Source organism: Paenibacillus nanchangensis, from assembly GCF_046543445.1.
GTDB classification, from domain to species: Bacteria; Bacillota; Bacilli; order Paenibacillales; family Paenibacillaceae; genus Paenibacillus_AQ; species Paenibacillus_AQ nanchangensis.
Map to the genome: position 1 here is coordinate 210230 of NZ_JBHOFD010000001.1, position 19380 is coordinate 229609.

Sequence of the window (19380 nt, forward strand, 5' to 3'; positions counted from 1 at the left end):
GACCCTCGCAATCAGTCTTATTTCTGCAGCTTCAGCTCATGGAACTTCTTCATCACGCCTGCTTTGCTCAGCAGATTGCGGACGGTATCGGATGCTTGCGCACCGTTTTGAAGCCATTTCAGAGCCTTCTCTTCATCGATCTTAACTACAGCCGGTTGTTCAACCGGGTTATAGTAACCGATTTCCTCGATAAAACGACCGTCACGAGGGGACCGGGAATCGGAAACCACTACACGATAGAAAGGCGCTTTATGTGCACCCATGCGTTTCAGACGAATACGTACTGCCACGAAAATTCACCTCCCTTAAAGAATAATCGGATGTATTTAGATTACGGCATTAACGGAACGGGAACTTCATTCCTTTGCCGAGACCTTTAAGCTGTTTCATGGCGTTTTTCTTTGATGCTTTGCCGCCTCCGCCCATCATGCCGGAGAACTGCTTCATCATACGCCGCATTTCATCAAACTGCTTGATCAGCCGGTTCACCTCGGCCAGCGACGTCCCGCTGCCTGCGGCAATCCGCTTGCGGCGGTTGTGGTTGATGATCTCAGGCTGCTGTTTCTCTTCCTTCGTCATCGAATGCACAATCGCTTCGACCCGGCCCATCTGCTTGTCGTCGACCTTCAAATCCTTGATTCCCTTGGCTTTGCCCATGCCGGGCAGCATGTCGAGAATCTGGTCCAGCGGCCCAAGCTTCTTCACCTGGTCCATCTGCTCGAGGAAATCGTCGAACGTGAATTCCGCGTTGCGCATCTTCCGTTCCATTTCCTTCGCCTTGTCGGCATCGATGCCGGCCTGGGCTTTCTCGATCAGCGACAGCATGTCGCCCATGCCCAAAATCCGCGACGCCATCCGGTCGGGATGGAACGGCTCCAGCGCGTCGATCTTTTCGCCAAGCGCGGCGAATTTGATCGGACAGCCGGTTACCGCTTTGACGGACAAGGCCGCACCGCCGCGGGTATCGCCGTCGAGCTTCGTCAGCACGACACCGGTCAGCTCGAGCTGCTTGTTGAAGCTGTCCGCCACGTTGACGGCGTCCTGGCCGGTCATCGCATCGACGACCAGCAGCACTTCATCGGGCTGCACTGTGCTATGGATCTGCTTCAGCTCTTCCATCAAGTCTTCATCGATATGCAGTCGGCCCGCGGTATCAATAATAACGTAATCCAGTCCGTTGTCCTTCGCGTGCTGAACGCCTTGTCTCGCAATCTCGACGGGACTTGTCTGATCACCGAGCGAAAATACCGGCACCTTGATCTGCTCGCCGAGAATCTGCAGCTGCTTGATCGCAGCCGGGCGGTAAATATCGCCCGCTACCAGCAGCGGCTTGTGATTGCTCTTCTGCAGCAGCTTCGCCAGCTTCCCGGAGGTCGTCGTCTTACCGGCGCCCTGCAGGCCCGCCATCATAATGACGGTCGGCGGCTTGTTCGCCTTCGCCAGCTTCGCCTGGCTGCCGCCCATCAGCTCCGTCAATTCCTTATTGACGATGTCGATGATGACCATGCCCGGCGTGAAGCTGCTCATGACTTCCTGGCCGACGGATTTCTCTTTTACTTTGGCGACGAAATCCTTTACGACCTTGAAGTTGACGTCGGCTTCAAGCAGCGCGAGGCGCACCTCGCGCATCGCTTCGGTTACGTCTTCTTCGGAAACCTTGCCTTTGCCCCGCAGCTTGCTGAACACATTTTGCAATCTTCCGGTTAAGCCTTCAAACGCCATAAGGTCACCGCCTTTCCTCTTACTCCAACCGTTCTAAAAGGTCCACCAGCTCGGCGAACCGCGTTCTATACGTTTCAGGCAGCGCCGCTTGTTCCGGCATACTGCGGAGTTCTTCCAAATATCTCATTCGGGATTCGTGTTTCTCCAGAAGTCCCAGCTTCTCTTCGTACATGTCCAGCACCTGTTCAGCCCGCTTGATATGCTCGTACACGGCCTGGCGGCTGATCTCGAATTCCGCGGCGATCTCTCCCAAAGAGAAGTCGTCGTGGAAATAGTACTTCAGGAACGTCTGCTGCTTATCGGTCAGCAATTTCTCATAGAAAGCGAACAGCAGATTGATCCGGTTGGTCTTCTCGAGCCGGTTCTCCTGACTCATCAAGGGCACTCCCTTCGTCAAGGAAAAACACTTTACAGCTTTTCAACGTTCCTTATCATACCGAAAACAAAGAAAGATGTCAAGCATTATTACTTGTCATCTTTCAAAGAAATTTTGGGCTGCGCGGCTTAGCGGATCGGCAACAGATATATCAGCACCGCAAAGAAATGGGTGACGCTGCCGGCGAGCACAAAAACATGCCAAATCGCATGGTGGTAAGGGAACCCTCTCCATACATAAAAAATCGTACCCAGCGTGTACAACAGTCCGCCCGCCACCAGCAGCGCGATTCCCCCGCTTGCGATTGAAGCCGTCAGCGGCCCCCAGGCCAGCACGATCAGCCATCCCATACCGATGTAGAATAGGGTCGACATGAACAGGAAGCGTTTCGTAAAAAACGCTTTGAACAGCACCCCGGCAAAAGCGATGCCCCAAATGACGCCGAACAGGCTCCAGCCCAGCGTCCCGCGAACGGCAATCAGCAGAAACGGCGTATACGTTCCGGCAATAAACAAATAGATCGACGAATGGTCGAAGAACTCGAACAAGTCTTTGAGTTTGCCTTCTTTAAGACTATGAACGAGTGTTGAATTCAGGTACAGGAGCAGCATCGTGGTGCCGTAGATTGAATAGCTGACGACATGCCAGGCGGTCCCCTTCTGGGTGGCAAAAACGACTAGCAGCACCAGCGCAGCAACGCTGAGCACCGTGCCGATACCATGCGTGATGGCATTTGCGATTTCTTCCCGGCGGCTGTAAGTGTAGGTGTTTGCCATATAAAAATCCTTCCTCCCGGTCGTTTTCTTCTATTATAACCCTTCCGGGGACCGTGATCCACTTGGTTACAGGCTGTAGATTTCCTTATACTTGGTTTCCAGGTAGTCGGCCAAATAATCCGGGTTCAGCGGTTCCCCTGTTACCCGTTCGATAATTTCGGACGGGGTGAGGCTTTGTCCGTGGCGGTAAATCTGCTCGGTCAGCCACTCTTTGATCGGAAGCAGGTTTCCCGCCGCAATCCATTCGTCCAGCTGCGGCAGCTTCTCGCGCATCGTGTGCAGCATTTGAGCCGCATACATATTCCCCAGTGAGTAGGAGGCAAAATAACCAAAATCACCGCCCGACCAATGGACATCCTGCAGGACACCAAGCGAATCGTTTGGCGGCGTGATGCCGAGGTACTCCTGGTATTTTGCGTTCCAGACGGACGGCAGCTCTTTCGCGGTCAGCCCTTCGTTAAAGATCATTTTTTCAATTTCGTAACGGACGATGATATGTAGATTGTAGGTCAGCTCATCGGCTTCGATCCGGATCAGGGAGTTCCCCACCTTATTAATCGCCCGGTAAAAATCCTCCAGCGCAACGTTCGCAAGCTGCTCCGGAAACTGCCGCTGCAGATCGCCGTAGTACCGCTGCCAGAAGGCCCGGCTCCGTCCAATCATATTCTCCCACAGGCGGGATTGGGATTCGTGGATACCCATCGATGCGCCCTGCGCAAGCGGTGTGCCAACCAGCTCTTTGGACACATTTTGCTCATACAGCGCGTGTCCGCCTTCGTGCAGGCAGCTAAAGATGGAGCTGGTTACATGATCCAGGAGATAGTTGGTCGTAATCCGCACGTCACCCGGGTTCAGGCCGGTCGCAAACGGATGCACGCTTTCATCCAGCCGGCCCGCTTCAAAGTCGTACCCCATCTCCTTCAGCAAAAACAGCCCAAAGGCCTGCTGGCCCGCTTTGTCAAACGGCTGCTCCAAAAAAGACACATCCGGCTGATTCCCCGAAGCAGCGATTTGCTCGACCAGCGGCACCAGGCGGCCCCTGAGACGGGTGAATACAGCGTCCACTTTTTCCACCGTCAAATCGGGTTCGTACATGTCCAGCAGCGTATCGTAACGTGTGCCCTTGACGCCCCAGTAGTCGATGAACTGCTGCTTGAACTCGATAATCCGGCTCAAATACGGCTCAAAAGACGCAAAATCGTTCTTCTCCTTGGCTTCTTCCCACATGCTCTCCGACTGGGATGCCAATACCGCGTATGCTTCGTACTGCTCGGGCGGAATGCTTTTGCTGCGTTCGTATTCCTTGCGGCAGTCCTTGACGATTTTGTTCTGGACGGGTGACAGCTGCTCCTGAATTTCCGGACGGCTGAATAAGGCCGTAAACTCGCCCATTTCTTCCGAGGTTTCCAGGCGGAACACCTCTCCCGTCAGCATGCCCACCGTAGCGGAACGAACCTCGATGCCCTTGCGCGGCGCGCCGGTCCGCATATCCCAATGCAGCAGTCCAATCGCTTCGTTATAACCGCTGATTTTTCCTAGCAGTGTGCTGAACCGTTCCCACGCTTCCTTTACTTGTTGTTCCAAATAAAACACCCGCTTCCCTGTTTGTTCCATACTCTATTAGATGATACTTTGTAGAGCGGGGAGACGCAACTTTCACGGCGGGTCCGGGAGAAGGTCAAATTTAGATGTTTTTAATTTGATGAAAAAGTTGTATGATTTTCATACAGCCATTACACAACCTGACAAGGAGCGTGATTCGTAATGAACATCGAGGTGACTCCGCTGGCAGAACGCCGGCTGGAAGAGCATCTGGGAAGAAGCGGCGGCGTATTCCGGCTGTTTTACGACACGGAAGGCTGCGGCTGCGACGGCATCAGCGTGCTGCAGACGGTTTCCGAACCTTCCGAGCATGATTTGTCCGTAGCGTCGAACAAGCTGAGTTTTGTGGTCGACCGGCAGCAGCAGATCTTTTTTAATGAATCGCTGCGTTTGGACGCAGACCCGAACTACCCGTCCTTCTCGCTTCGAAGTGACTCCATGACGTATGGCAAAAATGTAAAAGCCGTCGATCTTCGGGGCGCCGCCGCGGTGCCAAACAGCTCCGCAGCCTGTTCGCTTAACAAATAACACTACTTACTTTAAGGGAGGCTTCCAGCATGAATCCAATCTCAGAAATCCTGGCGTACAATAAATCCTTTGTCGAACAAAAAGAATATGAAGCCTACCTGACCAGCCGTTATCCGGACAAAAAAATGCTGATCATTACCTGCATGGATACCCGGCTGGTGGAACTGCTTCCCCGTGCAATGAACTTCCGCAACGGCGATGTCAAGATCATCAAGAACGCCGGCGCTATCATTTCCCAGCCTTTCGGAAGCGTTATGCGAAGCGTCATGGTCGCCCTTTACGCCCTGAATGCGGACGAGGTCATCGTGGTGGGACACCATGACTGCGGCATGGCCGCAATCAATCCGGACCAGATGATCGAAACGATTAAAGACCGCGGCGTATCCGAGGAAGTGCTGTCCACATTGGAGAATTCCGGCATTAAACTGACAAAGTGGCTGCGCGGGTTTGACAACGTGCAGGAAGGGGTAATTCAAACTGTGGAGCTCATTAAGCGGCATCCACTACTCCCCCCCAACGTCCCCGTTCACGGCATGATCATCGATCCGTCGACCGGAGCGCTTGAGCTTGTCTCGGACGGGTACGGGCAACTTTAAGACATCTCTCTACTGCTGTTGGCGCGGATGGGTATCCGCGCGCTTTTTTTTATTTTGGCGGCAAAAATTTAAAATAAAATTGAAACCATTAGGGAACCCTTTGCGTATTACCGGACATACCCACTATTTTATATATACAGGAGGCTCATTTCCCGAAATGAAAATGAAACGCGTTCTATTAATTGTAATGGCTTTCACGCTGTTCTTCGCCACCGTGGTTCCCGACATGGCGGATGCCCGCCGGGGCTTTAAATCCGGCGCGCGCAGCTTCACCACCACGCCGAAGAAATCGACGACAGACAACGTAAAGCGTAGCGATAGCGGTACAACCAGCTCCACCGTCGGCAAAAACTCCGGCCGCGGCTTCTTCTCCGGCGGCGGATTTATGCGCAGCATGATGATCGGCGGCATCGCCGGCTTCCTGTTCGGCAGCATGTTTGCCGGCATGGGCGGTTTCGGCCAGATTCTCGGCTTTATGGTTAACGCACTGTTTATCCTGCTGATTGTGGTTCTGATCATGAACCTGATCCGCCGTTTTACCAGCCGCCGCAATTACGACCGTCATCGCCGGGGTGAGTCTTAATGCCTTCTGTTTTGTCGATGGATGAAATTATTAATGCGGTCTGCCTGCATATGGCGGAGCGCAAGCAGGTGAAGCCTACCGACGTGATGGTAGAACTCAGCTGGGATGAAGACCTTGGATTCACCGCCGAAGTGTGGGTGAACGGGCGCAGCCAGTATCTCGTCGAGTCCAATCTGATGGAAGCGATCCTGCGCTATCTGCACAACGAATACAACATCCGGGCGTATCGTGAAGATGTCCGCCTGGAACTGGAAGACGAGATTATCGCGGTCGTGAATACGTAAACCGCGCGGATGATAAGATGCAAAAAGGTTTGGCCGATCCCGGGCCAAACCTTTTTTTTCGTGAATGCGGCCATTCCCGTCTAAATCAGTGCTACGGCAAGCAGGTCAAACAAGGCCAGCGGCAGGATCACGTTATTATAGTAGGGATACGGATACGGATACGGGTATGGGTGTGGGTGTGGGTGTGGGTACGGATACGGATAAGGATACGGCGGTCTCGGACGAGGCGGGTAATACGGGTTGTAGAATTGGCGCGTTTCTTCCGTTACGGTCACCTTCAGGAACAAATAATGGCTGTCGATGCCCGAGATCACACCTTCATGCATCATGCCGTCCATCATCTGAACCTTCGCTTTGTGATTAATATACGGCTTGCAGCAGTTATGCAGGGAGTTTTTTACACTGTGCAAATGCTGGATCACCGCCGGATCGGCCTGGTAAATCACCGTTTGCTGGCCGGGGTAAGTCGACATGGCTGCTCAACCTCCGTCTTGGTTTTGCCATATCCTATGCGGATGCCCAGGAAAGCGTTCCGCTCCTGCCCAGACAACTGTACTAGAAGGGCGTACAGTCCCAGTGTCGTCAAATAGGCACAAAAAAACCGTATCTCCCTCCCCTTACGGTTAGACCGCGGAGACAGAAAATACGGCGGTGAATTGCTCCTACATACCTTAATCTCTGGCCTATACGATATAGTCTATGCTAAAAAGACGAGTTATTCCGTCACGCTGATCCTCAGCCGCTCCCGAACCGCCTCCAGGCTGGTCAGCGGCTCGCGGCAGGCGAAGTTTTGGCATTCATAAGCGGTCGCTTCTCCGTGTATGGCCGGCTTGTCGCCAAGTGCGGGCAGCAGCCCGGTCAAGCTGTCTCCATCCGTCCAATGCACCAGCAGGGAGGCACCCGGAAGATAAGTCTGCTGCACCGCGGCAATCATGCCGTGCAGCGCAGGATCTCCTTTTTTCCCGGCCAGCACCCATTCCGCTCCGCCTTGAGTCAGCTCCAGTACGCCTAGAAGCGCCATCGCATATCCCGGCGGATACTGCACCGCTGCCCCGGCGAGCAGCCGGGCAGTCCGGATAGCCGTCTCCCGCAGCCCGGCATCCTGGGTCACCGCGGACAGCTTAAGCAGCATCCGCAGCGCCACCGCGTTCCCTGACGGCAGCGCGCCGTCATACAGTTCTTTGGTCCGCACCGGAAGCTCTTCGCCGTCCGTACCGGCAAAAAAGAAACCGCCGCGTTCTTGGTCTTGGAACAGCGCCAGCAGCCCGTCCTTCAGCTCAATCGCCCGGCGCAAAGGCTCCGGCTGTCCTGTCGCCTCGTACAGCTCGGTCAAGCCCCACAGCAGATACGCGTAGTCGTCCACATACGCGGGATAAGCGGCTTCGCCGTCACGATACCGGGCTAGCAGCCTGCCATCCTCCCGGCGCAGCTTTGTCCAGATGAAATCCGCGGCCCGGGCAGCCGCCTGGGCGTACTCCGGCTTCTGAAGCGCTTTTGCCCCTTTGGCCAAGGCTGCGATCATCAGCCCGTTCCAGGCGGTCAGCACTTTGTCGTCTTTTGCCGGATGTACACGCCGCTCGCGGTAAGCATACAGCTTCTCCCGCCATTCTTCCATCCGGGTCCGCAACCCAAGCGGATTCATTCCAAGCTCCTCCGCCAGATCATCAGGGAGTCCCTTTAAGAGGTTAGGAATGCTGCGCCCTTCAAAATTGCCTTCCGGCGTAATCCCGTAGACATTGCAGTAGGAGTGCATATCCTCTTTGCCGAGCGCCTCCTCAATTTCGTCCCGGGAAAAGACGTAGAACTTGCCCTCCACCCCTTCCGAATCGGCATCCTCAGCGGAATAAAACGCGCCCTCCGGCGACGTCATGTCCCGCAGCACGTAAGCAAACACACTTTCGGCAATTTCGGCATATAAGGTCTTGCCCGTCGCCTGGTAGGCTTCCAGGTAGACATAAGCAAGCAGCGCATTGTCGTACAGCATTTTTTCAAAATGCGGCACAAGCCAGCGCTTGTCCGTCGAATACCGGGCGAACCCGTACCCGACATGGTCGTACATGCCGCCCCGGTACATTGCCTCCAGCGTTTTCTCGGCCATCTCCAACGCTTCCGGCTGGTTATAAGTCCGGCTGTATGCGAGTAGGAAGGACAGGTTATGCGGCGATGGAAACTTGGGCGCAGCGCCAAACCCGCCGTAAGCCTCATCGAACTGGCTGCGATAGGTTCTGTAGGCGTCATGCAGCAGCTGCTCGCCTGCGGCATCCGGCATATCCTCTGCGCCTGCTTCCCCTTCAATGCCATCTTCCGCTGCCCTGCGCAGCTCGGCGAGCAAGTCGTCGCCTAAGCTGTGCATTTTGGCGGCGTCTTCCTCCCACTTTACCCGTACCTGTTCCAGCAGCTCCATCAGGCCCATCCGGCCCCACTGCCGTCTTTTTGGAAAATAGGTTCCGGCATAAAACGGTTTCCGGTCCGGGGTCAGCAGCACCGTCAAGGGCCAGCCGCCCGATCCAGTCAGTGCTTGGCACACCGACATGTACAGCGCGTCGATATCCGGCCGTTCCTCCCGGTCCACTTTGATCGCCACAAAATGCTGATTCAGCAGCTCCGCCACCTCAGCATCCTCGAACGATTCGCGTTCCATTACGTGACACCAATGACAGGTCGCTTAAAGGCTCACTACGAATACCCAATAGATAAGAAGACAGGCTTGTTGTCGCGCTTCGCGACTTCAAAAGCCTCTTCAGACCAGGGGAACCAGTTCACCGGATTATGCGCGTGTTGCAGTAGGTAAGGCGACTTTTCCTTGGCTAATCTATTGGGTACTTTGTGAGTTGTCATGGGGCATCACCTCTTTTCGTGTTGGATTTGGGTAAAGTGTTGCTTAAGGATAGTTTACCCAAAAAGGTGGGGGAAGGATCAAAGGAAGAATTAGCTACCATTATAAGTTAATGTAAAATACCTAGTAGTTTTTGGTATTGCTCTTCTATGACGTTAAAATTATTCTCACAATTACGTTTATAAACAGAATTTCTCTCTTCAATTGCTTTATTAGTGAAATATGGTTTAACATCGAAGTTATGTCTTGTATAATAATCTTCAGTATTTTCATCTGAAAGAGGTAAGAATATACCTTCTTCTGTGTTATAAACTACTCCCTTTACTGCAAATAATCTTAACAATTCTCGGAGTCGATAATCATTTGACAGAAAGAACGGAATGAAAAAGCGCCCTTCCCCCATTCTTGGAAGAAAAAACTCCATTAGTCTTGGTACAGTAAAATCCCAAGCAATGTTTTCTATTATTTTGTACAAATTCTCTGTTTTCATACCTCTATTTATTTTAGCTAGAATCTTTACATTCTCAGCTTTTGAAAAGTATTTATGGGCTATCATTACTTCTCTCTCAAGGTAAATTCCCATAACTTTGTCAGAATAATCAAATAATTTTCGTGTTTTGCTATTAATATTAGATTTATCTGAGAATTTCACCTGATAGATACCTATTAATAATAGAACCATATTTTTATGAATTGGTAAGAATATTTCCATCATTTCTCTACCATGACTTGAATTAAATATCCCATTAAAAATTTGATCGGCAGAAATAAACGCTTCTTCTTTTGTCATTCTATACTCTATTTGGTTTGTATGTTGGTATTTCATTGAATCTATACTCTTAAATAACTCTAAATTGACTAAGTTTTCATAGAATTTAATTTTCTTATTTGAAATTTTTTCGGTGCTATCCGAAACAAATGAGTTCTTATAATTTTCAATCATATAAAATAAGTAGTCATAGTGAAAATCATTTTTTAGTAATACATCAATCGTTGCGAAAACATCATTAGATATACTTTGCCAGTTTCCCTTAATAAAATCATCAATATAGCTAGCGTAGTTAGTATCCAACATGATTGAGTAATCTATTTTAAATTCGAAGGGCCCATTTTCACTAGCTATCATGTCATTTAATAAATCAGTGTTCATAAAGTACAAATTTTCATTTTTAAAATAAGGTATTAAATGACTATCATCACTTTGTATTAAATTCGATATACCAGGGGAGTAGGCACTCTTTTCATAATCATCCAAAGAAATTATTACACTTTTACTGATTTTATCATCATCCAACTTACTCCAACCTAAGATTACTTCACTAGGATTTCTTGCTATTGACAGATCAAATAGTCCCTCTCTAAAATTATTACTAAACATTTCAATTTCCTCTTCATGTTTGTATTTTTAAGTACTATTGTTATATGAAATAACTCTTCTTTATTACCAATCCATGTTCGCATTTCGAGCATATTCTTCCGATTCTATCTGAAGAAAAGAATTTAAAGATTCATCTGATTGTGTTGCGATATTCAATTGTTCCATAAATTCTCTATCATATCTAATATCTATACCCGCTTCTAGAATTCGAATCGCTCTAGACCACTCAGAAGTCTGTAAATACAAATCAAATTCATCAAACACTTTACATATTTCTGTGAAATTAACATCACCAATGGGTATCATTCAATACCCTCTTTCATTACGTTGAGGTAATTCCACCGGAATAGCACCTACTGTAGGCACATGAGCTAATAACGAGCCTTTCTTTTTCTCAAATCCTCCATGAGCATATTTATTGCGAAGTTCCTTAATCCCCCTTATGCAGTCATAAAATTGCATTACTGATGGGTTTTGCTGCGGTTTAAAGATACGATTAAATTTTGTAGTCCAATCACTTCCTATCAAATTAGTTATGTTATCCTCATCTTTATTAAACTGACTAAATGGTAATAATAATATAAGAATATGTTCCTGAAAACTGAAGTAAGCATCCAACATTGCTTGTGTGTTAAATAAAGCTTCCCATTCTTTATTAGAGCGACTATTCATTGAAGCAACTATTTCTGAAATATCAACCCCTGGCTTCCCATGATCAAAATCCAAACATAGTTGTACATTATTGCGAAAATATAAATACCGTCTTCTCAATACACCAGACGTATTTTCCAGGGTAAATTCTCCATTGTTAATGGCTTTCTCAATAAATGGGCTGAGCAATCTATTCGCTATTTTATTGGCACTATTTATACTTTTAAATAACTGACGTATTATCTCTTCGTTGTTCGTAGTACTCGCAAACTTTAGTCCGAATTTTTCCATTGAGAAGAAACAGTAATGTTCTTTATATTTGAACGGTATTACATATAATACCTTTTCCATTGGTTGATATTGATATGGTAAACTTTTTAATCTAGCTAGAACAAAAAAAATCATATAAGGTTCTGTATATTCTACATCTAAATTCTTTACTTTACTTGAATAGAACTCCTTATCATCAAGTTCTTCTTCCGCTACTCCTGAAATTTTTGATGTACAATATTCAAATGTTTCCCACAAAGTTGGATTACTTCTTTTTATAATGTCATTAAGCTTCTCCATATTACCTCCAGTGATCGGTAAGTCTAAATTAACAACATCAAATTTCAGCAATGAAAAAATATCAAAAAGTTGATTACTTCTAGTTAATATTATATTGTAAGTCAATCCATTTTAAGTAATATGGATCTTTGATGTAAGAAATAATTTTTTCTCTTACCGAACTGTCGATCCTTATTTTTTCGGAATTTAGTACTGAACATAATACAAGAAATTTAGGAAGTGGATAAGGTCTTTGACTAGGTGTGGGAAATAAATACAATAACATCTTGCTTTCCAATTTTTCCAAATCTCTAAAAGCTAGAATCTGACTCGCCAAAGTTACCGTATTAGGCACACCAGAAGAAATCTGACTTGATAATAATGCTTCACCGGACTTCTCATTTGTTGTAAGAAACCTTGAAATAATAGCTGTTACTTGTCTTCGTAGGAAGGTTTCTGTTTGCCATAGATTTTTATATTTAGTTATAAACTTAAGCAAATCCTCTGGATGATTGTATTTGGCTTTGAACCATAGTAAACAATAAAAGTCCGAAGCTACTTTCCTAGTAAATGAAAACTTAGTAATTAGAGCTTCAAATTCTTTCAAGAATTTTTTTGCTTCTTCATTTGTTGGGATTTCCCATTGAGTAATTAAAAAGCATAATTGATACATTGAAATGTCATCAAATATATCAATTGATTTTATTATTTCCAAAATTTTAGCAGAAGTAGTTTTTTCATATCCTAGTATTTGCAAGTAAATATTTAAATTACTTCTTAGATTCGGGTAATCAGCATATATATTCGGCAAATCAACTAAAAGCTTTTTTGATTCAAGACGTCCGAAGGCTGTAATGTATCGCTTAGTAACTTTCTCCCAATATTTCGCTCCTTGATCTTTGAAATGTTGCTTGAATTTTTTATGCACTTCTTTACATACTTCTTTATAATTCGAGTCACCTTTTTTAACTTTTTCAATACTATCTAAATACCTATTCTCTTCGATTTGAAAATGATAATATCCCTGTTTTTCATCATAAATATTTGTTTTTGAAAGATTTAAAGCAAGACCTCTACTCTTTAACATATCCGATATAGAACTTATTATTTCTACGGCATGCTTCTTTGAATTAACACCAATTGTTATATCATCCATCCATCGCGCAAAACTGTTATTTGTTTCTTGTTTTATAACTTCATCTATTTCAAATAAGAAAGAGTGAGCAAGTAATCGTACTCCTTCTATATTAGTAGTAGGTAGCCCTCTTGAGGAATAAGGCAAATAATCCGGCTTCCATGAAATCTCTTCAATTATCTTAAATACAAGATCAATTAAGACTTCATTCATTTTTGAATAGCTAGAAAATACTTTACGAAGCTCCTTAATATCTATACTGTCGTAATAATTAGAAAGATCAGTAACAATTATAAAATCCTGCTCATCATTAAAATTATAGATCATTTTCTGCATTTTCTTCCATTGTTGTCTCCAATTAAACATATACTCATCAACTTCATGAGGCTTAGATACACTATGTTTATCTCTCGAATAAAATGCATTTTTTGAAGGCTGGTTTTCTAAAATTCCCTTTGATACACTTTCGACAAGAACCTGAAAAACTAAAGCATCAGTTGGTTGCGGAGTTACAAGATGCCTACAAACGCCAAATTTCTTTTCAATTCTGTAGGTTAGTGCCTGAGAAACTTTATAATTCCCGCTTAAAATATCACTTCGTATTGTAGTTGCTCTTTCGTCAATATTAAAATTAAAATCATAGTGGTCAAAGAGATCTTTAAGATCAATATTACGCAATTGATTCCTTACTATTTTTCTCCAGATCTCAATTATATTCTTTTTTTCGAATATCTTTTCTAATTCTGATTTTCTAAGTTTGCTAAAACGCTCTGTCTGCAATTTAGATCATCCCTCCTAATACTTGGGTATATTGTACCACAAAAAAAGAGACTCCTGGAAAAAATTTCAGAAGTCAACAACAGCATCCCACTGTCTTAATTATCTATAACAAACCGTTAATTCGACCCGATTCCCTTTCCGATTATAAACTATCCGCTCACCAACTTCTTCAACGCCCAATTCTTCTCTTCACTAGTCACTGCCTCACTCCACAGCTCCCTAAACTATCCAATTCGCTCAACGATCTGCTCTAACGTAGGATAATTACTTTCATTTACTAGCAGCTTTCGCAAATCCTCCAATTCTTTCTCCAAATGCTCAATCTGTCTTGTCCTAACAGCCTTTCGTTCTAAAAATACTTGCTTCGTAATAATATAAGATTCATATAGTTTATCTAATGCCCGTTTATGCTTTGCAGCTCCCGCTCCTTCACGGCAATCATAGTCTTCGTATCGTTATAACCGCGACCTTGTAGCTCGATCTCTTGCAACATGTTCGGGTCTACATTAATGATCCGCAAAAATAAAGCATTGAAAAACTCTTCGTCCAATACCTTCCCCTTCTGCTCACATTTGCTGCCATCCTTATAATGGTAATAGCATAACGCGCTCCAGTATTGGCCCTGTTTTTTGCTTTGGCCCACTCTGAACTGCGTTCTACAGCTGCATTTACACAGTAGAGTAGTCCCGAAAGTGAAATTATATTTCTCCGGTTATTGGGATTCATCAGCCTGTTCTGCACTAAACGTTTTACGATGGCATCATGTTCTTCCTGTGTCTTCAACTTCTCATGTTTTCCCATGACCTGGATTCGTTCCTCTTCAGGGACAATTTCTACTTGACCACGCTTGGTTCGTATTTTCTCATAGGTGATATACCCAAGATGAAATTCGCTTAACAGCAGCCTCTGCACAGTCACCATCCCTTGTCCCTTCCATCCGGCTTAATGTTGTATGGCGTAGTTATTTTGTTATCCGTTAACCACATCGCAATATGTCCAAAATTGATTCCACTTTATGGTCCGGTAAATTCTCTTTAAGAATCCTAACCTTATAAAAGTAAAAGAAGCCAATGCGTAAACGTCTATACACAGTGGCTTCTTTTACTTCAAACTATTTCGAATAAATTCCCGCTCCGCTTTTTTCAATTGCTTTAATGAGTTCTCGAAAGAATACGGAAACCTACCTCTAAGCTCAATCAGCTTATCAACCTCTCGCAAGGCAATAGCTTCCCTAATAGCAGGAATCCACTTCTCTTGAACAATGCCCCAACTTTCTGCCTGAAGAAGCTCGTCGATCAACATAGGCAACTTAGAATTAGAATTAAAATTATCATAACTCTCTCCTATCCAACTTTATTTGTTTAAAGATCAACTTCTCCTTGGTGTGTAGAGGTTTTACTTATGTTCCAATGCTTCAACGAGCACCGTAGCTCCCGTTCTGAAGCCAAGAGTATAGGCAGAAGCGGTTGAAATAGAGATCAGTAAATTGTTCAAGTCCATTACTTCTTCGAGCATGGTAAAGTCTTCTAGGGACAGGTTTGCTTGCAGTATGTGCATACGCTCCGAGATCAGCTTAGAGTAATGTGCATACTCGGGATCATTTAAACAGATTTGTTCATTTGGGCAGATTTTTCCGTAATATAGATCTTCTAAAAGACTCACTTACAACCCCTCCCAAATCATCTTCTTGATAATTTTAGCGAATTTTTCGCTAAGAGTCAATAGCGAATAAATCGCTAAGATATGCTTGCGTTGGAGGTGTTCAAATATGTATCAACGTATCCGGGATTTACGCGAAGATAAGGATTTGACGCAAACTCAAATGGCCGAGTATTTGCAATGCAGCCAGCGGATTTACAGTAATTATGAACGTGGAGATGTCGATATTCCCACGACGATTCTGATCAAGCTGGCAGATTTTCATATGACAAGTACTGACTATTTACTCAATCGAACGAACCAAAAGAATCCTTATCCCAAAAGTTAAATTAGGGTGTGTACGCAAACTATAAATTAAGGAAATAGTCTGGTAAAATATGAGCTATGAGACGAAGATACGAGATCACAGACCGTGAGTGTGGTCATTCAGATGTTTTTACTGCCATCCCGAAAATCACAAGGGGGTCGACCACCTAAAGACCGTCGTCAGATGTTAAATGCCGTCCTGTGGGTCGCCCGTACCGGTGCTCCATGGCGTGATTTACCCGATTATTATGGCCCTTGGTCTTCCGCCTACAGCTTTTTCTGGCGCTTGCAGAAGGCGGGAATCTGGGATGAAATCCTGAAGCATGTCACCATTGAGCCCGACTTTGAGCAGATGATGATTGATACAACCATAGTCCGAGTCCATCAGTAGGGGGCCGGCGCAAAAGGGGGCAAAGCAAGCAAGCGATCGGACGTTCCCGGGGCGGATTAACAACCAAGATTCATGCCGTGGTCGATGCACTGGGAAACCCACTACGCTTTGAATTAACACCTGGACAGGCACATGATTCAGTAATGGGCTACGAAATGCTTTCTGCTCTGGATCTACAGAACCGTGAAGTGTTGGCAGATCGGGCTTACGATACGGATGCCATTGTTACTTTATTGGAGAAATAACATGCAACTCCCGTCATTCCGAGCAAGCGAAACCGGCGAAAGAAACGAGCTTACGACAAGGATACTTATAAAGAACGGCATGTAATCGAATGCTTTTTTAATAAAATGAAAAGTTATCGGCGCTTGGCAACCCGCTATGAAAAGAAAGCGAGCATGTTCAAGGCTTTTTTGGCGTTGATTTCGATGAGGTTATGGCTGAAATAAGTTTGCGTACAGGCTCTAATCTGTTTGACTAGATATGATTATAAGTGTACCTTTTCTTATTCATACATAAATGCTTTCATAAAGCCTCTTCCTGGTTCTGCCATTTTATTTATCTCTACATATAACGATTGCATTTTGTACCATGTTGCTTCATCTACCTCACCTTTATTTTTCTTAGTCTTCTCGAATAGTTCTTGGAAAGCAACTACAGCATTTTTTGTCTTTTGTCCAAACTCTCCATCGACGTCTAATTGGGTGATTTTACTCGGATATCGTGTTCGAATAGTATTCAAAAATTCTTGCACAACTTTGACATGATTATCTTTCATACCTAACTTTAATACATAACCAGGATAAGATTTGGGGCTACCCTCTATTATTTCTGCGGTCACTATTTCAAATTCTATTCCTTGCGCATCATAATATTCTTTGAGTAGTCGTTCAGGTGTCCATGTTTTATTTTTAGAGGAAAGAGATTGCAATCCCAACTGAGGGACACCTTTGTTTGTACAGTTTCCTTTTTTTCCTGCACAATATTGAGCTAACAAAGGTTGTTTCTTATCTGCAAGTTTAATATATCTCCTAAAATTATTATCTACGTATGATTCTATATTTTCAAATATGGTTCCACCTAAGGGATAATGTTGATCAAATTGTACCGAGTCTGTAATTACAAAATCATAACCACTATTTCGATACATTTCAGTAAACACCCTGTTTAAAGCAAATGAATTAATAAGAAGTAAATTTGCAATCGCCGCATTTTCTGTTAAGTTTGGAATTCCTCCAAACTCTTGAGTAGAGACTATTTTCAAATATTTTTTATAATTTTCAGTAATTATTTTTTTAGGGTTTATTCTACTTCCTGCAACATAAGGGTTGACAGTGCCATGATAGATACTTATTTCATTTGGTACAAAAGGTATCACGTCCAGCGGCCACACCCAATCTGGATTAACATACGGATCTGGTATAGCTAATGGATTTTGATAAACCTTATCTTCTTCAGGTGAAAAATAGTTATTTTCCGGTAAGTTTATAACATTCTGTCTCGTTTCTGCATTTAGTTGCTCAAATTTTAGGATTTGAGTGAATTCATCTTGATTTATCGTAACTTTGTCCTTCCATATTTGAACCCCCGATTTAGTGTACTCATACGGTTTATTATCCGTTCCTAGATAGTCTGGGTTCTGGACGATTAAATCATATTTTCTAAGAGGCTCTCCAGCATTTTCACCCGATTCTAATTCAATGTAATTCACTTGTCCATTACCGTCTGTGGTAAGTGTTTTTACAACCGTCCCTCTGTTCCCATGCTCTGTGACAAATATCTGGGCTCCTTGAATTGGATTGCCTTGCATTGAATGATTCAGTGTTATGTTTAAATAGCCGCTCAAATGATTCACCCTCCTGGAGGAAATTGTTATAACGTATTGTATTCGAATAGGCGAATAGCGGGCACAAGATGACTGTTATTTTCCAAACCTCAGATATTTACACTCCTATGAGAATTTTGTTATTGACCGCAGGTAAATCATTCCATATACTAGGATTGTAAATAAATGGTATGAGGCAGGTGATTGCCTTTGGATGGAAGTATACTGGCCGGGCCAGTAGAGGTGGATACCCTCGTGAAGATGATAAAGATGGCTTATGCTTTTGAGAACTGGGAGAAGGTACTCACTTTATCCGCCAAATTACTGGAAGCGGTGAACGAAATACTTCTTACCGAAAGCCAACCCTATACCAAGATGGACAGGCATATCGCCTATTATTTTGGATACGCTTATTTAATGCGAGGCCTGGCCTATCAGAAACAAGAGCAGTTCTCTGCCTCACTTGAATGTGTAGCCCTCTATTCCAATTTAGATTACCTCGGCGACTCTACTAAAGAATCCAGACAAATTATTGACGACTACAAGCAGTTTGCCAAGGCGAATGGGTTAACGCTGGAAGTGTTGAGGGGAAACAGAGAGCGGCTAAATGATTATGTCCTTTATCTGGAAGAACACCCTGACCAAATTCTCTCCGGCCTAATTACCATTCTTGAATCCGCGCTTCACCATATATACACCGTTGATACGGAACTTACGACATTGATGGCTTACATAAAAGACCCGGGCTGCTATTCCGATCAAATCGCGGCAGCCAAATACTTATCGCTTCATTACTTATTAGCTTTTTATAAGTACCGCAACCATCGCTATTCCGAGGCTTTAGACCTTTCCTTACATACCTTGATGCAATCGGACAACTTGGGCAATGACGGATATTTCAAGAAGTCAGTCGCTTTGTTTGAAATACTCAAAACTCACGCTTCTGCCTCTCAATTAAACGAGTATTCCAATATACTAAAAAAAATTTTTAAAGGAGCGAATGAACATGAAAAAAGCAATTGTCCTGGGAGCCATTTTGTTGAGTCTGGTCAGCACTAGCGGTTTGATCTCCACTTCGGCAGGCAGCAGCGCAGACGGCGGGATTCATCCTTTTAACCACGGAGCCGAATACTAAGAGCGTGGAGTAATCTGTCCCCTCCGCATTACTTTTCATGTAACAGGCAGCCGTTAATGTGCATATTTTCATATTCATCGGCTGTGTCGACATTGGCATACTTTTATACCGTATATCGTAAGAAAGGGCTGCGCTCAAGTTAGTGATTTGTGACTTGGGAACAGCCTTTTCCTATGGAATTAGAAGCTGAAATCAAGAAAAAGACCCGTAAAGGGCGCTTTGATCCAAAGCTTCCTGCTACGGGCCGTTATTCCAAACTGGCGCTAAA

At 45.0% G+C, this 19380-nt stretch carries 21 protein-coding genes and 1 pseudogene; 7 read left to right on the plus strand and 15 right to left on the minus strand.

Annotated elements, in window-relative coordinates; all coding sequences use genetic code 11:
* Positions 1-17: 17 nt before the first annotated feature.
* The 5 genes from rpsP to ACE6ED_RS01015 all read right to left on the minus strand — a co-directional run bounded on the left by rpsP (position 18) and on the right by ACE6ED_RS01015 (position 4458).
* On the minus strand, positions 18-290 hold the full coding sequence (gene rpsP, locus ACE6ED_RS00995; protein WP_150457196.1) for a 30S ribosomal protein S16: 273 nt from the start codon (positions 288-290) through the stop codon (positions 18-20).
* Positions 291-339: 49 nt separating this feature from the next.
* On the minus strand, positions 340-1722 hold the full coding sequence (gene ffh, locus ACE6ED_RS01000; RefSeq protein WP_410825080.1) for a signal recognition particle protein: 1383 nt from the start codon (positions 1720-1722) through the stop codon (positions 340-342).
* 19 nt (positions 1723-1741) lie between these two features.
* Positions 1742-2098, minus strand: a complete 357-nt coding sequence (gene ylxM / locus ACE6ED_RS01005) for a YlxM family DNA-binding protein (RefSeq protein ID WP_410825081.1) — start codon at positions 2096-2098, stop codon at positions 1742-1744.
* A gap of 128 nt (positions 2099-2226) precedes the next feature.
* Positions 2227-2874 carry a PAQR family membrane homeostasis protein TrhA gene (gene trhA, locus ACE6ED_RS01010; RefSeq protein WP_410825082.1) on the minus strand — a complete coding sequence of 216 codons (648 nt, stop codon included), beginning with the start codon at positions 2872-2874 and terminating at the stop codon, positions 2227-2229.
* A gap of 66 nt (positions 2875-2940) precedes the next feature.
* Positions 2941-4458, minus strand: coding sequence for a carboxypeptidase M32 (locus ACE6ED_RS01015; RefSeq protein WP_410825083.1), 1518 nt, complete (start codon positions 4456-4458; stop codon positions 2941-2943).
* Between the two features lie 180 nt (positions 4459-4638).
* Here ACE6ED_RS01015 and ACE6ED_RS01020 point away from each other — a divergent pair, with 180 nt between their 5' ends.
* The 4 genes from ACE6ED_RS01020 (at position 4639) to ACE6ED_RS01035 (ending at position 6467) form a co-directional block, all read left to right on the plus strand.
* The gene (locus ACE6ED_RS01020; protein WP_410825084.1) at positions 4639-5004 is read left to right on the plus strand and encodes an iron-sulfur cluster biosynthesis family protein; all 366 of its coding nucleotides are present in this window, start codon (positions 4639-4641) and stop codon (positions 5002-5004) included.
* 29 nt (positions 5005-5033) lie between these two features.
* The gene (locus ACE6ED_RS01025; RefSeq protein WP_410825085.1) at positions 5034-5600 is read left to right on the plus strand and encodes a beta-class carbonic anhydrase; all 567 of its coding nucleotides are present in this window, start codon (positions 5034-5036) and stop codon (positions 5598-5600) included.
* A gap of 157 nt (positions 5601-5757) precedes the next feature.
* Complete coding sequence (locus tag ACE6ED_RS01030) at positions 5758-6183, plus strand: hypothetical protein (protein ID WP_410825086.1); 426 nt, start codon at positions 5758-5760, stop codon at positions 6181-6183.
* A complete protein-coding gene (locus ACE6ED_RS01035) occupies positions 6183-6467 on the plus strand; it encodes a YxcD family protein (RefSeq protein ID WP_410825087.1) in 285 nt (94 codons plus the stop codon). The genes ACE6ED_RS01030 and ACE6ED_RS01035 overlap by 1 nt, the downstream gene beginning before the upstream one ends.
* An 80-nt stretch (positions 6468-6547) precedes the next feature.
* Here the strand turns inward: ACE6ED_RS01035 and ACE6ED_RS01040 are convergent, their stop codons facing one another.
* The 9 genes from ACE6ED_RS01040 to ACE6ED_RS01080 form a co-directional block, all read right to left on the minus strand.
* Complete coding sequence (locus ACE6ED_RS01040) at positions 6548-6940, minus strand: hypothetical protein (RefSeq protein ID WP_410825088.1); 393 nt, start codon at positions 6938-6940, stop codon at positions 6548-6550.
* Positions 6941-7182: 242 nt separating this feature from the next.
* Positions 7183-9108: a thioredoxin domain-containing protein gene (locus ACE6ED_RS01045; protein WP_410825089.1), complete on the minus strand. Its 1926-nt coding sequence runs from the start codon at positions 9106-9108 to the stop codon at positions 7183-7185.
* 35 nt (positions 9109-9143) lie between these two features.
* Positions 9144-9305 carry a DUF255 domain-containing protein gene (locus ACE6ED_RS01050; protein ID WP_074108930.1) on the minus strand — a complete coding sequence of 54 codons (162 nt, stop codon included), beginning with the start codon at positions 9303-9305 and terminating at the stop codon, positions 9144-9146.
* A 107-nt stretch (positions 9306-9412) separates the two neighbouring features.
* On the minus strand, positions 9413-10681 hold the full coding sequence (locus tag ACE6ED_RS01055; RefSeq protein WP_410825090.1) for a hypothetical protein: 1269 nt from the start codon (positions 10679-10681) through the stop codon (positions 9413-9415).
* A gap of 63 nt (positions 10682-10744) precedes the next feature.
* Positions 10745-10987 (minus strand): hypothetical protein, encoded by a 243-nt coding sequence (locus ACE6ED_RS01060; protein ID WP_410825091.1) that lies wholly within the window; start codon positions 10985-10987, stop codon positions 10745-10747.
* Positions 10988-11902 carry a hypothetical protein gene (locus tag ACE6ED_RS01065; protein ID WP_410825092.1) on the minus strand — a complete coding sequence of 305 codons (915 nt, stop codon included), beginning with the start codon at positions 11900-11902 and terminating at the stop codon, positions 10988-10990. It abuts the gene before it with no gap.
* A gap of 79 nt (positions 11903-11981) precedes the next feature.
* Positions 11982-13796 (minus strand): RNA-directed DNA polymerase, encoded by a 1815-nt coding sequence (locus ACE6ED_RS01070; RefSeq protein ID WP_410825093.1) that lies wholly within the window; start codon positions 13794-13796, stop codon positions 11982-11984.
* 501 nt (positions 13797-14297) lie between these two features.
* Positions 14298-14717 (minus strand): recombinase family protein, encoded by a 420-nt coding sequence (locus ACE6ED_RS01075; RefSeq protein WP_410825094.1) that lies wholly within the window; start codon positions 14715-14717, stop codon positions 14298-14300.
* Positions 14718-15191: 474 nt separating this feature from the next.
* Positions 15192-15458, minus strand: a complete 267-nt coding sequence (locus ACE6ED_RS01080) for a DUF6809 family protein (RefSeq protein WP_410825095.1) — start codon at positions 15456-15458, stop codon at positions 15192-15194.
* A gap of 106 nt (positions 15459-15564) precedes the next feature.
* On the opposite strand from ACE6ED_RS01080, the gene ACE6ED_RS01085 reads away from it, so the two are divergent.
* Positions 15565-15783, plus strand: a complete 219-nt coding sequence (locus tag ACE6ED_RS01085) for a helix-turn-helix domain-containing protein (RefSeq protein ID WP_410825096.1) — start codon at positions 15565-15567, stop codon at positions 15781-15783.
* A 102-nt stretch (positions 15784-15885) separates the two neighbouring features.
* Positions 15886-16601 (plus strand): annotated as a pseudogene (locus tag ACE6ED_RS01090) (IS5 family transposase).
* A 56-nt stretch (positions 16602-16657) separates the two neighbouring features.
* On the opposite strand, the gene ACE6ED_RS01095 reads toward ACE6ED_RS01090, so the two are convergent.
* Positions 16658-17998: a peptidoglycan-binding domain-containing protein gene (locus ACE6ED_RS01095; RefSeq protein ID WP_410825097.1), complete on the minus strand. Its 1341-nt coding sequence runs from the start codon at positions 17996-17998 to the stop codon at positions 16658-16660.
* 234 nt (positions 17999-18232) lie between these two features.
* Between ACE6ED_RS01095 and ACE6ED_RS01100 the strand changes: the two genes are divergently transcribed.
* The gene (locus tag ACE6ED_RS01100) at positions 18233-19036 is read left to right on the plus strand and encodes a hypothetical protein (protein WP_410825098.1); all 804 of its coding nucleotides are present in this window, start codon (positions 18233-18235) and stop codon (positions 19034-19036) included.
* Positions 19037-19380: the final 344 nt, after the last annotated feature.

Bases quoted from the DNA above. Each gene is read 5' to 3' on its own strand.
- ACE6ED_RS01040 (WP_410825088.1), bottom strand. From the start codon at position 6,940: ATGTCGACTTACCCCGGCCAGCAAACGGTGATTTACCAGGCCGATCCG.
- ylxM (WP_410825081.1), bottom strand. From the start codon at position 2,098: ATGAGTCAGGAGAACCGGCTCGAGAAGACCAACCGGATCAATCTGCTG.
- ACE6ED_RS01045 (WP_410825089.1), bottom strand. From the start codon at position 9,108: ATGGAACGCGAATCGTTCGAGGATGCTGAGGTGGCGGAGCTGCTGAAT.
- ACE6ED_RS01055 (WP_410825090.1), bottom strand. From the start codon at position 10,681: ATGTTTAGTAATAATTTTAGAGAGGGACTATTTGATCTGTCAATAGCA.
- ACE6ED_RS01050 (WP_074108930.1), bottom strand. From the start codon at position 9,305: ATGACAACTCACAAAGTACCCAATAGATTAGCCAAGGAAAAGTCGCCT.
- ACE6ED_RS01085 (WP_410825096.1), top strand. From the start codon at position 15,565: ATGTATCAACGTATCCGGGATTTACGCGAAGATAAGGATTTGACGCAA.
- ACE6ED_RS01035 (WP_410825087.1), top strand. From the start codon at position 6,183: ATGCCTTCTGTTTTGTCGATGGATGAAATTATTAATGCGGTCTGCCTG.
- ffh (WP_410825080.1), bottom strand. From the start codon at position 1,722: ATGGCGTTTGAAGGCTTAACCGGAAGATTGCAAAATGTGTTCAGCAAG.
- ACE6ED_RS01020 (WP_410825084.1), top strand. From the start codon at position 4,639: ATGAACATCGAGGTGACTCCGCTGGCAGAACGCCGGCTGGAAGAGCAT.
- ACE6ED_RS01030 (WP_410825086.1), top strand. From the start codon at position 5,758: ATGAAAATGAAACGCGTTCTATTAATTGTAATGGCTTTCACGCTGTTC.
- ACE6ED_RS01060 (WP_410825091.1), bottom strand. From the start codon at position 10,987: ATGATACCCATTGGTGATGTTAATTTCACAGAAATATGTAAAGTGTTT.
- ACE6ED_RS01025 (WP_410825085.1), top strand. From the start codon at position 5,034: ATGAATCCAATCTCAGAAATCCTGGCGTACAATAAATCCTTTGTCGAA.
- ACE6ED_RS01065 (WP_410825092.1), bottom strand. From the start codon at position 11,902: ATGGAGAAGCTTAATGACATTATAAAAAGAAGTAATCCAACTTTGTGG.
- ACE6ED_RS01075 (WP_410825094.1), bottom strand. From the start codon at position 14,717: ATGGTGACTGTGCAGAGGCTGCTGTTAAGCGAATTTCATCTTGGGTAT.
- trhA (WP_410825082.1), bottom strand. From the start codon at position 2,874: ATGGCAAACACCTACACTTACAGCCGCCGGGAAGAAATCGCAAATGCC.